Below are 14759 nucleotides of genomic sequence, written 5' to 3'. Positions count from 1 at the left end.
ACATGAAGAGCTACATCCGCCACACCGCCACGGCACTCGCCGTGCTCCTCGGCGTCGCCGGCCTCGTCGCCGTGCTCTACGCCTGGCACCTGCCGCCCTTTTCGAGCGAGGTCCAGACGACGGACAATGCCTATGTGCGCGGCTACGTGACGCTGATCAGCCCGCAATTGAGTGGCTACGTCACGGATGTGCCGGTGAAGGACTACGAGACCGTCAAGGCCGGCGCCGTGCTCGCCCGCCTCGACGACCGCATCTACCGCCAGAAGGTCGAGCAGGCCAAGGCCACGCTCGCCAGCCAGAAGGCCGCGCTTGCCAATTCCGTGCAGCAGGAGAACGCCGCCAAGGCGCGCATCGGCGCCAGCGACGCTGCCCTCGACAGCGCCCGCTTCGCCAAGCGCCGGGCGGAGGAAAACTGGAACCGCATCGAGGAACTGTCGGGCAAGGGCATCGCCACCCAGAGCGACCGCGAGCAGAGCCGCACCACGCTCGACCAGGCGAACGCCTCCGTGTCGCAGGCCGAGGCGAATCTCGAAGTCTCCAGGCAGGACCTCCAGACGATCATCGTCAGCCGTGATTCGCTGAGCGCCGCCGTGGCGGGCGCCAAGGCCTCGGTGGAGCTCGCCAAGATCGACCTGTCCAACACCGTCATCACCGCGCCGCGCGACGGGGTGGTCGGCGAGGTGGGCGTCAAGCTCGGCCAGTATGTCTCCGCCGGCACGCAGCTCATGGCCGTCGTGCCGCATGACACCTGGGTCATCGCCAATTTCAAGGAAACCCAGCTCGCCTATATCCAGCCCGGCCAGAAGGTCGAGGTCAGCGTCGATGCGCTGAAGCATGCCACGCTGACAGGCCACGTCGAACGCTTCTCCCCCGCCGCCGGCTCGGAATTCAGCGTCATCAAGCCGGACAACGCCACCGGCAACTTCACCAAGGTCGCCCAGCGCGTGCCGGTGCGCATCGCGATCGACGAGGGGCAGGATCTGGCGAAGCATCTCGCGCCGGGGTTGTCGGTGGTGGTGAAGACGGTGGTGGGGGAATAGGGTCTGTCACGCTGGCAGGCTCGACATGCTCCGGTCGCCGGGCACCCCCCTCTGGCCTGCCGGGCATCTCCCCCTCAAGGGGGGAGATTGGATGGAGCACCGTTTCGCCAATTTCAAAGGCCGGCGTTTCGAGTGAAGGGCCAGCCCCTTGCCGATCTCCCCCCTTGAGGGGGAGATGCCCGGCAGGGCAGAGGGGGGTAGGGCCGTGTCGATTGGATCGACGGAGCGGAATCACTCCGGCAGACGATAATCCAGCAACCGCCCCTGGCGCATGTCGAACAGCTTGCCCGTCTCGGAAAAATCGCGCGCCACCAGAGGCAGGATTGCCTTCGCGACTTCCGACGGGTGCTGCACCGTCGAGGGATCCTCGCCGGGGATCGCCTGGGCGCGCATGGCGGTGCGGGTGCCGCCGGGGTCGAAGGAGGTGATACGCAGCGCGGTGCGCTGCGTCTCGCCGGCCCAGGTGCGGGCCAGCGCTTCGACGGCGGCCTTGGAGGCGGAGTAGGGCCCCCAGAAGGGCTTGCACTTGTGGGCGGCGCTCGATGACAGCACGACGGCGCGGCCGGCATCGGACTTCAGCAGCAACGGCTCGACCGAGCGGATGAGGCGCCAGGTCGACGTGACGTTGATCGCCATCACCCTCTCGAAAACCTTTGCCTCGACATGGCCGATCGGCGCGATGACGCCGAGAATGCCGGCATTCGCGACAAGGATGTCGAGCTTGCCCCAGCGTTCGAAGATCGAGCCGCCGAGCTTGTCGATCGCCGGCATGTCCGTGAGGTCGAAGGGCACCAGGGTCGCGCTGCCGCCGACGGCCTTGATCGCATCGTCCAGCTCTTCCAGCCCGCCGACGGTGCGCGCGCATGCGATGACATGGGCGCCGGCTTTCGCGAGTTCGAGGGCGGTGAAATAGCCGATACCGCGCGACGCGCCGGTGACCAGCGCGATGCGGTCTGTGAGGTCGATGCTCATGCTGCTGTCAATTATCCGTTGCTTGCCATTACCGAAATCTTCCGTCCCATCGTCTCGCCTTCCTTGTCAAGGAGGCGCGTCGGATAGTCGCCGGTGAAGTAATGGTCGGTGAACTGCGGCCGGGCCGGGTTGCGGTCCTCGCCGCCGACGGCGCGGTAGAGCCCGTCGATGGAGATGAACTCCAGCGAATCCGCGCCGATATACTCTGCCATCGCCTTGACGTCGTTGTACTGGTTGGCGAGCAGCTTGTCGCGATCCGGCGTGTCGATGCCGTAGAAGTCCGGGTAGAAGATCATGGGGCTTGCGACGCGCACATGCACTTCCTTGGCTCCGGCATCGCGGATCATCTGCACGATCTTCAGCGACGTCGTGCCGCGCACGATCGAATCGTCGACGAGGATGACGCGCTTGCCGTCGATCATCGCGCGGTTGGCGGAATGCTTCAGCTTGACGCCGAAGGCGCGGATCTGCTGCGTCGGCTCGATGAAGGTGCGCCCGACATAATGGTTGCGGATGATGCCGTATTCGAACGGAATGCCGCTTTCCTGCGCGTAGCCGAGCGCTGCCGGCGTGCCGCCGTCCGGCACCGGCACGACGACGTCGCCCTCGACCGGATGTTCCTTGGCGAGATTGATGCCCATGTTCTTGCGCGCGACATAGACGCTGCGGCCGCCGACGACCGAATCGGGGCGGGCGAAATAGACATATTCGAACAGGCAGAGCCGCTCCGGTTGATTGCCCGATTTCTTCGCCTCGATGGTGATCGATCCGTCCGGCTGGATTTCGCAGACGATGATCTCGCCGTTCTCCACGTCGCGGATGTATTTCGCGCCGATGATGTCGAGCGCGCAGGTTTCCGAGCAGAAGATCGGCTTGCCGTCGAGTTCGCCCATGACGAGCGGGCGGATGCCGGTGGGATCGCGCGCGGCGATCAGCTTGGTGCGGGTGATGCCGAGCATCGAATAGCCGCCTTCCATCTGGCGGATCGCGTCGATGAAGCGGTCCGTCGTGGAGGTGTAGCGCGAGCGGGCGATGAGGTGGAGCACGACTTCGGTATCGGACGTCGACTGACAGATGGCGCCGCCGGCGATGAGCTGGCGCCGCAGCGTCAGGCCGTTGGTGAAGTTGCCGTTATGGGCGACGGCGATGCCGCCGACTTCCAGTTCCGCGAAAAGCGGCTGCACGTTGCGCAGCGCCACTTCCCCGGTGGTGGAGTAGCGCGTGTGGCCGATCGCCATGGTGCCGGGCAGCTTCGCGATCGTCACCGGGTTGGTGTAGTGATCGCCGACGAGGCCCATATGCTTTTCGGTGTGGAACTGCTTGCCGTCGAAGGAGACGATGCCGGCCGCCTCCTGGCCGCGATGCTGGAGGGCGTGCAGCCCGAGCGCCGTCAGGGTGGCTGCTTCCGGATGGCCGAGAATGCCGAAGACGCCGCACTCTTCGTGAAGCGTGTCGCCGTCGAGATCGTCGTCGTGGCGGCCGGGGAACTTGAATTCGCTCATTGCTGCAAGCCTTTGCTCGGGACCGTAAGAGGGTGCACGGGTCTGGGTCTTCATTGCGTCCTGGCCACGCCCATATGGGTATGGCCTAAAGCATTTGCCACCGAGGCCCGGAAGCATCAGTGGCGATCGTCTCATCCTACCAAAAAATCGGGGCGCCCGCCTTCGTCAAATATCGCGAGTGGCGGCGCCCCTGATCACTTATCCGTTCGTGGCCGGAACCTCTTCGGCGGGCGTCTGGCGCGTCGTACCCTGGCCCGTGCCGCCGGTGGCGCCATCCGGGTCTTCCGCGCTGCCTTCACCCTCGGTCGGCTGGCCTTCTACTGGTTTGCCGCGCAGGCGGTCGAGGATCGTCGCGTCGGCATCTTCCGGCAGCAGCGCCACGAGGCGCGAGCCGAGATTGTCGAGCAGCGGCTTGGACTTCGCGGTCGTGACCCAGCCCGGCTGCTGCTGCGGCGCGACCAGCCAGTTGAAGAACAGCATGGCGACGACGACGAGCAGGATGCCGCGGGCGGCCCCGAACAGGAAGCCGAGCGTCCGGTCGAGCGCGCCGATGCGGCTGTCGATGATGAAATCGGCAATGCGCATGGTGATGAAGGAGATCACGATGAGCGCGACCAGGAAGACGGCGGCGGCCGAGCCGACCATCGCGACCGTGTCGCTCGTCGTATAGTCCTTCGCATAGGGCAAGAGGACCGGGTAGAGGAAGTAGGCGGCTGCCGCGGCACCCACCCAGCTTGCGACGGAGAGCACCTCACGCGAGAAACCGCGCACCATCGCCAGCACGGCGGAGAACAGCGCGACGCCGATGACGATACCGTCGAGAATTGTGATGGGCATATTCGTCCTACTCCAAACCCGAAATGTCGCCGGGCCTCGCCTCGTTCAAGCGGGTGCACCTTAGCGGAAGGCGTCTTCGCCGTCTCAGTTCGGCACGCCGGCGCGGCCTGTTTCCCACAGGCTCGTCAAACGTCCTCGTCCTCCCGCTTGAGGGCGGCCTTCGATCCGGCAATGCGCGCCACCAGATCCGGCAGGCTTTCGATCTCGCTCCAGCGGCCGCCAGCGCCTTTCGGCAAGTCGGCGGAACCGGCGGGGAGCACGGCCTGCGAAAACCCCAGTTTTTCCGCCTCCTTGAGGCGCTGGGCGGTGTGCGCCACCGGGCGAATGGCGCCCGACAGGCTGACTTCGCCGAAATAGACGCAATCGGCGGGAAGGGCAAGTCCGGCGAGCGACGAAACCAGCGCAGACGCGACGGCAAGGTCCGCCGCCGGCTCCGAAATGCGATAACCGCCCGCCACATTGAGGTAGACATCGTGTTGCCCGAGGCGCACGCCGCAATGCGCCTCCAGCACCGCGAGGATCATCGAGAGCCTGGCCGAATCCCAGCCGACGATGGCGCGGCGCGGCGTGCCGAGCGAGGTGGGAGCGACCAGCGCCTGTACTTCGACGAGAACCGGCCGCGTGCCCTCCATGCCGGCAAAAACGGCGGCGCCCGGCGATTTCGAATTGCGCTCGCCGAGGAAGAGTTCCGATGGATTGGAGACTTCGCGCAGGCCCTTGTCGGACATTTCGAAGACGCCGATCTCGTCCGTCGGGCCAAAACGGTTCTTGACGGTGCGCAGGATGCGGTAGTGGTGGCCGCGGTCGCCCTCGAAATAGAGCACGGCATCGACCATGTGCTCGACGACGCGGGGGCCGGCGATCTGGCCGTCCTTGGTGACGTGGCCGACGAGCACCATGGCGGCACCCGTCTGCTTGGCAAAGCGGATCATCGCCTGCACGCCGGTGCGCACCTGCGTGACGGTGCCGGGCGCGGCGTCCGCCGTGTCGCTCCACAGCGTCTGGATCGAATCGATGATGACTAGGTCCGGACGTTTTCCCTCGCCGACGGTGGCGAGGATGTCCTCGACATTGGTTTCGGCGGCGAGCAGCACGTCCGTTTCGGCCGCCTGCAGGCGCTGCGCGCGCAGGCGCACCTGCGCGACGGCCTCTTCGCCCGAAACGTAGATGACGCGGTGGCCGCGGCGGGAGAGGGCGGCGGCGGCCTGCATGAGCAGCGTCGACTTGCCGATGCCCGGATCGCCGCCGATCAGCACCGCCGAGCCGCGCACGAAGCCGCCGCCGGTCGCCCGGTCGAGTTCCCCGATGCCGGTATGGATGCGCGGGGCTTCCTCGATTTCGCCCGACAGCGCCGTCAACGCGACCGGGCGGCCCTTCTTCGGCACCTTGCCGGGGCCGGAGCCGATGCCGCCCATCGGGTCTTCCTCGACGACGGTGTTCCACTCGCCGCAGCCCTCGCACTTGCCCACCCAGCGGGAATGCGCGGTGCCGCAGTTCTGGCAGATGAATTGGGTGCGGGCTTTCACCATTAAATCGCGCTCTCCGGAAGGGTTTGGGAATCGATCCGGAAGCCTCTAGCACAAAACGGGAACATGTCCTATTTTTTCACCGCCTCGTAGCGCCGCTCGTAGCGGCGGCCGAGGTTGGTCAGGAGTTCGTAGTCGATGGTGCCGCCGGCGCGCGCCACGTCCTGGATGGGCATGTGGCGGCCGAAGAGCTCGATGAAGTCGCCGGCGCGCACGCTGCCGGGCGGCAGGTCGGTGACGTCGAAATGCGTGAGGTCCATGGTGACGCGGCCGATCAGCGGCACGCTGCGGCCGTGCAGCACGCCGCTGGCGCCGGCGATGTTGGCCTGGCGCAACGGCACGCCGGAGCCGGAAAGGCTGCGCATGTAGCCGTCCGCGTAACCGACGGCGGCGACGGCGATGCGGGTGTCGCGGGTGAACACCATCGATGCGCCGTAGCTGACGCTCTCGCCGGCCTTCGCTTCGCGCACCTGCAGGATGCGCGCCTCGGCGGTGACGACCGGCTTCATCGGGTTCGGCATGTCGTTGACGGCCGCGCCGCCGTAAAGCGCGATGCCCGGGCGGGTGAGGGTGAAATGATAGTCCTCGCCCAGAAAAATGCCCGCGGAATTGGCGAGCGTCGCATCGATGCCGTCGAAGGCCTCGATGACGGAGCGGAAGCGCTGAAGCTGCTGCCGGTTGAGCGGATGGCTCGGATCGTCGGCGCAGGCGAGGTGGCTGAGCAGCATGATCGGCGAAAAACTCGCCGGCCGTGCGACGTCGTTCGCCAGCGCCAGCGCATCCTCGACCCTAAGGCCGAGCCGGCTCATGCCGGTATCGACATGCAGCACGCAGGGCAGGTCGCCGCCGTCGGAGATCGCCGCCATGAAGGTGACGAGTTGCTCTTCCGAGACGATGACCGGCACGAGGTCGAATTCGAAGAACAGCCGCTCGGAGCCGGCCCACATGCCGGAGAGCACATAGATGCGGACATCCGGCAGCACGGCGCGAACGGCAGCGCCTTCCGCCGGGGTGGCGACGAAAAAGTCGCGCGCGCCCGCCTGGTGAAAAGTCTTTGCCGCCGGCTCCAGCCCGATGCCGTAAGCGTCCGCCTTCATCACCGCGGCAGTGCGCGCAGCACCCGAGCGCCGCGCCATGGCGCGCCAGTTGTCGGCAAGGGCCGAAAGGTCGATCGTCAGGCGGGCATGGTCCTCGCCGGCGACGGGAAGGGTGGAACGGGCGGGCGTGTGATGCGTGCTCATGGTTTTGAGATACAGCCTGTGGATCATGGCGGCAATACGCCCATCCGCCGCATTGCCGGAGCGAAAGGCCGCCTCTATGGTGCGGCCCGGAAAGCGGGGATGGACATGCGGGCGTGGACACCGACGATCGTTCTGGGCGTGGCGCTCGCGGTGGCCTGTTTCGCGCCGGTCGCCGCACAGGATGCGCCGACGGATCGCGAGATGCGCGAGGCGCATGCCGTGCTGCTCGGCCTTGCGCAGGATGGCGCCGCGCCGGAGCGTGACGAGAGCGCGGACATCTATTATTCGATCATCGACAACCCGAATGCGCCGCGGCTGGTGACGCGGCTCGAAGTCTCCGGTGCGCCCTGCCGCGCGCGCACCATATCCGCCCTGCAATTTCCCGATCAATGGGCGAGCCTGACGCTCGGCCTCGTCGACCTCAGCCGCGTCACCGCCGTCACGGCCTATGCCTCGGTCGACGACATGATCGCGGAGGGCAAGGCCGTCGCCTTCGATGCGCCGGAAGCGCAGCAGGTCGTCCTGACGGGCAAGGGCCTGTTCTGCACCAGCCGCATGTCGCTCTCCGGCGAGAGCGGCGCCCCGGACGAGATGTGCGCCGACAGACTCGACCTGCCGATGATGGACGAGGAGCAGAAAGCGCGCGCCAAACGCGCGCTCGCCATCGTCGCGGATTTCTGCAAGGCGCCGGCTTTCGGCAAGAAGTGACGCCCGGAAGCGGCACGTAGATTATCCGCACAACCTTTCTTTTCGTCATCCTCGGGCTTGACCCGAGGATCCACGCCACACCCGCGGCCTGGATCCTCGGGTCAGGCCCGAGGATGACGGAGGAGGAGGTGTGCCGAATTTTAGAGCGGCCCGCCTCAGTGCTCGTATTGGGTGAAGGACGGGTCGGCGAGGTCGGTGAAGCGGGTGTATTCCGACTGGAAGGCGAGTTTCACCGTGCCGGTCGGTCCGTGACGCTGCTTGGCGATGATGACGTCGGCGGTGCCCTTCACGGCCTCGAACTTCATCTTCCACTCTTCGTATTTCGGGTCGAACTCGTCGCGCGGCTCGAGGTTCTTCACGTAATATTCCTCGCGGAACACGAAGAGCACCACGTCGGCGTCCTGTTCGATCGAGCCCGATTCGCGAAGGTCGGAGAGCTGCGGGCGCTTGTCCTCGCGGCTTTCCACCTGGCGGGAGAGCTGGGAGAGCGCGATGATCGGCACGTTCAGCTCCTTGCCGAGCGCCTTCAGGCCCGTGGTGATCTGGGTGATTTCCTGCACGCGGTTGTCGCTCGATTTGCCGGAGCCCGTCATCAGCTGGATATAGTCCACCACCAGGCAATCGAGGCCGCGCTGGCGCTTCAGGCGGCGTGCACGGGCGGACAGCTGGGCGATCGAGATACCACCGGTCTGGTCGATATAGAGCGGCACCTTCTGCATCATCTGGCTGCAGGCGACAAGCTTTTCGAAGTCGGCCTCGGAAATGTCGCCGCGGCGGATTTTCGACGAGGAAACTTCCGTCTGCTCGGAAATGATACGGGTGGCGAGCTGTTCGGAGGACATTTCGAGCGAGTAGAAGCCGACGACGCCGCCGTTCTTCGGCTTGAACGACCCGTCCGCCTGCACTTCCGGCTCGTAGGTGGCGGCGATGTTGTAGGCGATGTTGGTGGCAAGCGAGGTCTTGCCCATGCCGGGACGTCCGGCAAGCACGATCAGGTCGGAGCGCTGGAGACCGCCCATGCGGGCGTCGAGCGAGTGGATGCCGGTGGAGATGCCCGAAAGCGAGCCGTCGCGCTCGAAGGCGGCGCCCGCCATGTCGATCGCCAGCGCGACCGCGTCGTTGAACGACTGGAAGCCGCCATCGTAGCGGCCGGTCTCGGCGAGCTCGAACAGGCGCCGTTCGGCATCCTCGATCTGGGTCTGCGGCGGCATGTCGAGCGGCGCGTCATAGGCGATGTTGACCATGTCCTCGCCGATATTGATCAGCGAGCGGCGCAGCGCCAGGTCATAGATCGCGCGGCCGTAGTCCTCCGCGTTGATGATCGTCACCGCGCCCCCCACGAGAGCGGCAAGGTATTGCGAGACCGTATGCTCGCCGACCTTCACGTCCGTCGGCAGGTGCGTCTTGAGCGTGATCGTCGTGGCGATCTTGCCCATGCGGATCATGTCGCCGGCAACCTCGTAGATCTTGCGGTGCAGCGGCTCGTGGAAATGCACGGGCTTCAAAAAATCCGAAACGCGGTAATAGGCGTCGTTGTTGAGGATAATGGCGCCGAGCAGCGCCTGTTCGGCCTCGATGTTGTTCGGCGACTCGCGGTGATGCAGCTCCGCAGTGTCGCGGCCTGCCTGGCTGAGTTTGCGCACGGAATCGTTCATCGTCCCGAATCTCCCCGTCCCTGTTTCCGAAGCCCGCTGGTGTCTTCGCTTTGCCGGAAGGGGTCAAGCGCTTCCGCAGGCTCTGACCGTTTAAGCCCGTTGTTAGACTTTTCCACAGGCAGCCGGGACACAGCAAGCCCGGATTGCGCCGCGCCTGCTGGCTTTCGGTTGACTCATATGCCGAATCTCAGAGCGAAGCCTCCTGCGGGAACTGCCGCGCGCCGCGCCGGTCGCCCTTCGGATTGCCCTCGTGCGCCTTGAGACAATCCTCGCCGCGCCCGATATATTCGCGCGTCAGCGGCACGGCCTGCTGGTCATGCGCCAGCTGGAGCTGGAAGACGACGAGGTTCTGCCAGCGGAAGGCGCTCTCGGAGGCTGCCAGATAGAATTCCCAGATCCGGCAGAATTTTTCGTCATAGAGCGCCTTGGCCTCGTCGCGCCGCGCCATGAAGCGCTCCCGCCAGTGGCGCAGCGTTTCGGCATAGTGCAGCCGCAGGATCTCGATGTCCGTCACCGCGAGCCCGCTCTTTTCCACAGCCTGCGTCACCTCCGAGAGGGCAGGGATATAGCCGCCGGGGAAGATGTATTTCTCGATGAACGGGTTGTTGGCGGAGGGCCGGTCCGTGCGGCCGATCGTATGCAGCAGCATGACGCCGTCGCGTTTCAGGAGTGCGGCGCTCTTCTTGAAGAAGGTCAGGTAGTTCGGCCGGCCGACATGTTCGAACATGCCGACGGAGACGACGCGGTCGAAGGGGCCTTCCGTGTTGCGGTAGTCCTGCAGCAGGAATTCTATGTCGCCTGCAAGCCCGGCCTCGTTTGCCCGCTTCACGGAGAGCGCGTGTTGCTCGTCGGAGAGCGTCACGCCGGTCACCTTGGCGCCGAGCTGGCGGGCGAGATAGAGCGCCATGCCGCCCCAGCCGCTGCCGATGTCGAGCACGCTCTGGCCGGGTCGGTTGATGTTGAGCTTGGCCGCGATATGCCGCTTCTTGGCGAGCTGCGCCTCGTCCAGCGTCTGGTCCGGCCGTTCGAAATAGGCGCAGGAATATTGCCGGTCCTGGTCGAGGAACAGGTCGTAGAGCGCACCTGTCAGGTCGTAGTGGTGCTGGACGTTGCGGCGGGAGCGCACGATACTGTTCTTCTCGCGTGCCCAGCGCAGCAGGTAGCGTCCCCGCTCGAGCACGCGGCTCCAGAATGTGTCGTAATATTTGAAGTCGGGATTGCCGGTGAAGACGGCCTTGAGCAGGCCGTATATGTCGCCTTCGATAATGTCGATATCGCCCGTGCCGTAGTGATGGCCGAGATAATAGGCGGGGTCGAGGGCGATGCCCCACACGGCCTTTCTGGTATTGAGGCGCATGTGGATGGGGTTGCCCGTGCCGTCGCCGAAGGCCTGGCGGGTTCCGTCCGGGTAAGTGATCGTCAGGTTTCCGGTCTCGACGAGACGGGAAACCAGAGCTTGTACAATGAATTTCATTCGCTAAACTCCGTCGCGCTTTAAAAACGTGGCGGGACGGGTCTTGGTCGGAAACCGGCCTGGGAAGCGGCCCGACCGCCAATCCAGTCTAACGAAGTATAGATATTGATGCCGGGGGCCGGATTTCAAGTCGTGCTTTTTGGCCCTTGAAACGAAAACGGGCCGGCAAAGCCGGCCCGTCCTGGAAAATGCGTGACGATCAAGCGTCTTCGTCTTCGCCGTCGGCTTCCGGATCGAAGAAATCTTCCGGCTTCAGGGCGTCTTCGTCAACGCCGTAGATGGCGTCGGCCGAGGTCAGGCTTTCGCCCTTCAGCTGGCGTTCGGCTTCTTCGGCGGAACGGGCGACGTTCAGCTCGATGGTGATTTCGACTTCGGCATGAAGGTGCAGGACGACCTTGTGCAGGCCGATCGCCTTGATCGGGGTGTTGAGCTCGACCTGGTTGCGGCCGATGTTGAAGCCTTCGGCAGCGAGCACTTCAACGATGTCGCGGGCAGCGACCGAGCCGTACATCTGGCCGGTTTCGCCGGCGGAGCGTACGACGACGAAGGACTTGCCGTCGAGCTTTTCGGCAACCGACTGGGCTTCCGACTTGCGCTCAAGGTTGCGGGCTTCGAGCGTCGAGCGCTCGGATTCGAAGCGCTTCTTGTTGGCTTCGTTGGCGCGCAGCGCCTTGCCGAGCGGCAGCAGGTAGTTACGGGCAAAGCCGTCGCGAACCTTTACGGTTTCGCCCATCTGGCCGAGCTTGGCGATGCGTTCGAGGAGAATGACGTCCATTTCAGAGTTCCTTTCGTGACGTTCAGGTGTTCTGGTTTTTGTTTTCCGCCGGGCCGGTGGGCGTCAGCGCTATGGTGCGCCGCGTGTCCATCAGGCCCAGAATGAGGATGACGAAGACCGGTATCGTGAAGAGCAATACCGAGAGATAGACGAGCCACAGGACGGGAAGCCGCCAGGACTTGCCGCGCGTCCTGAAATGCAGGCTCGCGAAGCCGGCGAGCACGAATCCGGCCCCGAAGGTGCCGCAGACGAGCGCGCCGATGATCGCCGGTACGCCGCCGAGGAAGGCAGCGAGGAGGCCGGCGAGGAAGAAGAAGATCGCATTGCGGTGCATGCGCAGCGTCGAGGGCATGTCTTCGCGCGGGCGAAGACCCTTGCCGGAAACACGCACGATGAAGCTCGCGACATAATAGGCCGCAAACAGCAGGAAGACCCAGAGCGCGCCCTGCACCAGCGGCAGGGCCAGCGCGAAGACGGTCTTCAGCTGGGCAATCGCCGCCGCATCCGGATTGTAGAGCGGCTCCTGCGCCTTCAGCGTCTGGATGACGATGTCGACGAGCTGGCTCGCCATGGCGCTGTCGTAGCCGACGATCGCGCCGACGGCGATCATGCCGAGCGTCACCATCAAGGCGAGGTGCACGAGGATGTTGGACAGCGGATACCAGGCGAGCGCGTTGTCCGGACCGCCGAGTTCGGAGGCCGGGCGGGCGAGGTTCGCAAGATTGGAGAGCCAGCCGGCCGGGATCAGCGTGATGATGACGATCAGAAGCGCGAAATAGGAGGAAACCATTGCGGAGGCGATGGCGCCGCCGGCGACGACCGCGATGAAGGCGCTGGCATTGCCCCAGCCGAGGCCGGCAATGAGAATAGGCAGCGCGGACGCGGCGTAGAGCACGATCGCAAATGTCGACTGCGCATTCGCGCTCAGCGAAAGCAGAGCGGCGGTCACACCGGCAATCAGGCCGGTCGCAATCGATGTCGGCGTCAGGGTCTTCACGGTTCGCTGTCCTGTCTGGTCAGACAGTTAGAGGAGTTTCCTGACAAACTGATTCAGGACCGTCTCCCCAACATGGGGGTTTTGGCTTTGAAAAAGCCGGCGGCTCCGATCCGCGCCCAACGCGGAAGGGAATGGGGAAGGCGGCGCAAACCGTCTTCCCCGGAGTCATGTGTCCCGACCCGACGTCGAGTCAGGCCGCAGAGTCAGATCATTACGCGACGACGTAGGGCAGCAGGCCGAGGAAGCGGGCGCGCTTGATCGCCTGGGCGAGTTCGCGCTGCTTCTTCTGGGAAACGGCCGTGATACGGGACGGAACGATCTTGCCGCGCTCGGAGATGTAACGCGACAGAAGACGGACGTCCTTGTAGTCGATCTTCGGAGCGTTGGCGCCCGAGAAGGGGCAGGTCTTGCGGCGGCGGTGGAACGGACGGCGTGCCGGAGCGGAGGAAGTATCAGCCATTGTCTTAATTCTCCTTCAGCTTCGATTACGCGCGGTCTTCGCGCGGGCGGCGTTCGCCACCACGGTCCGGACGATCGCCGAAGTCACGGCGCGGCGGACGGTCGCCGAAGTCGCGGCGCGGGCCACGGTCGTCGCCATCACGGCGCGGACGGTCGTCGCGGTCGCGCTTCTGCATCATGGCCGACGGGCCTTCTTCGTGGGCTTCCACGGCGATGGTCATGTAACGAAGAACGTCTTCGTTGATGCGCATCTGGCGTTCCATTTCGTGGATCGCGGCAGCCGGGGCATCGATGTCCATCAGGGCGTAGTGTGCCTTGCGGTTCTTCTTGATGCGGTAGGTCAGGGACTTGAGGCCCCAGTTTTCGATACGGCCGACCTTGCCGCCGTGTGCTTCGATCACACCCTTGTACTGTTCGACGAGACCGTCGACCTGCTGGGCGGACACGTCCTGGCGGGCCAGGAATACATGTTCGTAGAGAGCCATGTGGCTTTGCCTTTCTTGCGTTTACACCCGAAACCGGCGCCAAGCCTCAACGACAGTTCTTATGGGGCCAGAGGCCCGGGGCAAGAAAAGCGTTAATCCAGACGGTCGAGAGCGGAGACACGGGAGGCTGGAGCCCTTGGCTCCAAACGGCGTTCTGTGTGATCGCCGGCCCTCCGTTCAGCCACCAGCCGATTGACCGGGTGTGTTGAACAGCGCGCTTATACGGATTTTTGCGCGCAACGCAAGGGCTGGCGGGCAAAAGCCTTGCGCCGTTTTGCAACAGGGGCGGGAACCAAATCGCGAATGCCGCATTCTTCCTTCCGATCCAACCAGATGGAGTGACCGACATGCAAGACCCGAACCTTGTCAATCGTCCCCCGGAGGATCGCTTGACGCGTCCGGTGGATGACCGCGGCCCGACCGTCGTCAACCAGACGAGCCGCGGCAGCGGCACCGGCGGCTGGGCCGTCGCCGTGATCCTGGCTGTCCTCGTCGCCGTGGGCATCTTCTATTTCGTCGGCAGCGGAACGCCGGGTGACGGCGTCGATCCGAATGCCAATACCTCGGGTATCGGCACGACCGATACGGCGCCGGCCGGCGGCACGACCACCGAAGGCCAGACCGGCGGCACCCAGACGCTGGAAACCCAGCCGAGCGGCGGCCAGCCGGCTGAAGGCGGCGGCGCAACAACGACCACCCCGTAACGTCACCCGATAAGCGCGCGAACGAAGAAACCCGCCGGAAACGGCGGGTTTCTTTTTATTCCGATGCGACCGGTGCATCCCTTGAAGTCTTTTCGAGATGGCTTGGACAGATTTTCCTGTTGGCGGGGGCTTTCTGGTTCGCAGGAGTTCGCTGTCGGCCCGTTGAGGGCCTCTCTTGATCGCTAGAATTTTACCGTCAAGGTTTAGCTATCGGTTCCTCCGCTCGGTTAAGGTCTGTTTGCAGGGGGATCCGTATGAAGGACAAGCTACAGACGTGGTGCCTCTTAATAGGGGTGAGTATGTCGGGCCCAGTGCTCTTGGGCCTAGCAGTCACATGCCTTTTCGTGGGAGAAATTCCCGGCAAGCGGGGGCCTCTGGTGAGAG

14 protein-coding genes are annotated in these 14759 nt (G+C 64.8%); 3 read left to right on the top strand and 11 right to left on the bottom strand.

Annotation, left to right across the window (positions count from 1 at the left end; genetic code table 11):
* Positions 1-2: 2 nt before the first annotated feature.
* A complete protein-coding gene (locus VGN93_RS29420; RefSeq protein ID WP_327510427.1) occupies positions 3-1040 on the top strand; it encodes an HlyD family secretion protein in 1038 nt (345 codons plus the stop codon).
* A gap of 231 nt (positions 1041-1271) precedes the next feature.
* Here the strand turns inward: VGN93_RS29420 and VGN93_RS29415 are convergent, their stop codons facing one another.
* The 5 genes from VGN93_RS29415 to alr all read right to left on the bottom strand — a co-directional run bounded on the left by VGN93_RS29415 (position 1272) and on the right by alr (position 7118).
* Complete coding sequence (locus tag VGN93_RS29415; protein ID WP_327510426.1) at positions 1272-2012, bottom strand: SDR family NAD(P)-dependent oxidoreductase; 741 nt, start codon at positions 2010-2012, stop codon at positions 1272-1274.
* Positions 2013-2023: 11 nt separating this feature from the next.
* On the bottom strand, positions 2024-3514 hold the full coding sequence (gene purF / locus VGN93_RS29410) for an amidophosphoribosyltransferase (RefSeq protein WP_327510425.1): 1491 nt from the start codon (positions 3512-3514) through the stop codon (positions 2024-2026).
* Positions 3515-3712: 198 nt separating this feature from the next.
* On the bottom strand, positions 3713-4351 hold the full coding sequence (locus tag VGN93_RS29405) for a CvpA family protein (RefSeq protein WP_327510424.1): 639 nt from the start codon (positions 4349-4351) through the stop codon (positions 3713-3715).
* 125 nt (positions 4352-4476) lie between these two features.
* Complete coding sequence (radA, locus tag VGN93_RS29400; RefSeq protein ID WP_327510423.1) at positions 4477-5880, bottom strand: DNA repair protein RadA; 1404 nt, start codon at positions 5878-5880, stop codon at positions 4477-4479.
* Between the two features lie 68 nt (positions 5881-5948).
* A complete protein-coding gene (gene alr, locus VGN93_RS29395; RefSeq protein WP_327510592.1) occupies positions 5949-7118 on the bottom strand; it encodes an alanine racemase in 1170 nt (389 codons plus the stop codon).
* Positions 7119-7223: 105 nt separating this feature from the next.
* On the opposite strand from alr, the gene VGN93_RS29390 reads away from it, so the two are divergent.
* On the top strand, positions 7224-7826 hold the full coding sequence (locus VGN93_RS29390; RefSeq protein WP_327510422.1) for a hypothetical protein: 603 nt from the start codon (positions 7224-7226) through the stop codon (positions 7824-7826).
* Positions 7827-7981: 155 nt separating this feature from the next.
* Here the strand turns inward: VGN93_RS29390 and VGN93_RS29385 are convergent, their stop codons facing one another.
* The 6 genes from VGN93_RS29385 to rpsF all read right to left on the bottom strand — a co-directional run bounded on the left by VGN93_RS29385 (position 7982) and on the right by rpsF (position 13671).
* A complete protein-coding gene (locus VGN93_RS29385; RefSeq protein WP_319311361.1) occupies positions 7982-9481 on the bottom strand; it encodes a replicative DNA helicase in 1500 nt (499 codons plus the stop codon).
* A 187-nt stretch (positions 9482-9668) separates the two neighbouring features.
* Positions 9669-10955 carry a cyclopropane-fatty-acyl-phospholipid synthase family protein gene (locus tag VGN93_RS29380; protein WP_327510421.1) on the bottom strand — a complete coding sequence of 429 codons (1287 nt, stop codon included), beginning with the start codon at positions 10953-10955 and terminating at the stop codon, positions 9669-9671.
* A 199-nt stretch (positions 10956-11154) separates the two neighbouring features.
* Positions 11155-11730, bottom strand: coding sequence for a 50S ribosomal protein L9 (gene rplI, locus VGN93_RS29375; protein ID WP_319311363.1), 576 nt, complete (start codon positions 11728-11730; stop codon positions 11155-11157).
* Positions 11731-11752: 22 nt separating this feature from the next.
* Entirely contained in the window at positions 11753-12727 is a 975-nt protein-coding gene (locus tag VGN93_RS29370) for a DUF2232 domain-containing protein (RefSeq protein ID WP_327510420.1), read from the bottom strand.
* 211 nt (positions 12728-12938) lie between these two features.
* Positions 12939-13187, bottom strand: coding sequence for a 30S ribosomal protein S18 (gene rpsR, locus VGN93_RS29365; protein WP_160860502.1), 249 nt, complete (start codon positions 13185-13187; stop codon positions 12939-12941).
* Between the two features lie 25 nt (positions 13188-13212).
* Positions 13213-13671: a 30S ribosomal protein S6 gene (gene rpsF / locus VGN93_RS29360; protein WP_256118839.1), complete on the bottom strand. Its 459-nt coding sequence runs from the start codon at positions 13669-13671 to the stop codon at positions 13213-13215.
* Between the two features lie 389 nt (positions 13672-14060).
* Between rpsF and VGN93_RS29355 the strand changes: the two genes are divergently transcribed.
* A complete protein-coding gene (locus tag VGN93_RS29355; protein ID WP_327510419.1) occupies positions 14061-14375 on the top strand; it encodes a hypothetical protein in 315 nt (104 codons plus the stop codon).
* The last annotated feature ends 384 nt before the right edge of the window (positions 14376-14759 follow it).

Origin of the sequence: Shinella sp., assembly GCF_035998705.1 — a bacterium.
In the GTDB taxonomy this organism is placed as follows: domain Bacteria; phylum Pseudomonadota; class Alphaproteobacteria; order Rhizobiales; family Rhizobiaceae; genus Shinella.
The sequence above is the reverse complement of the archived record's forward strand: the minus strand, read 5'-3'. Positions and strand labels throughout refer to the sequence as shown.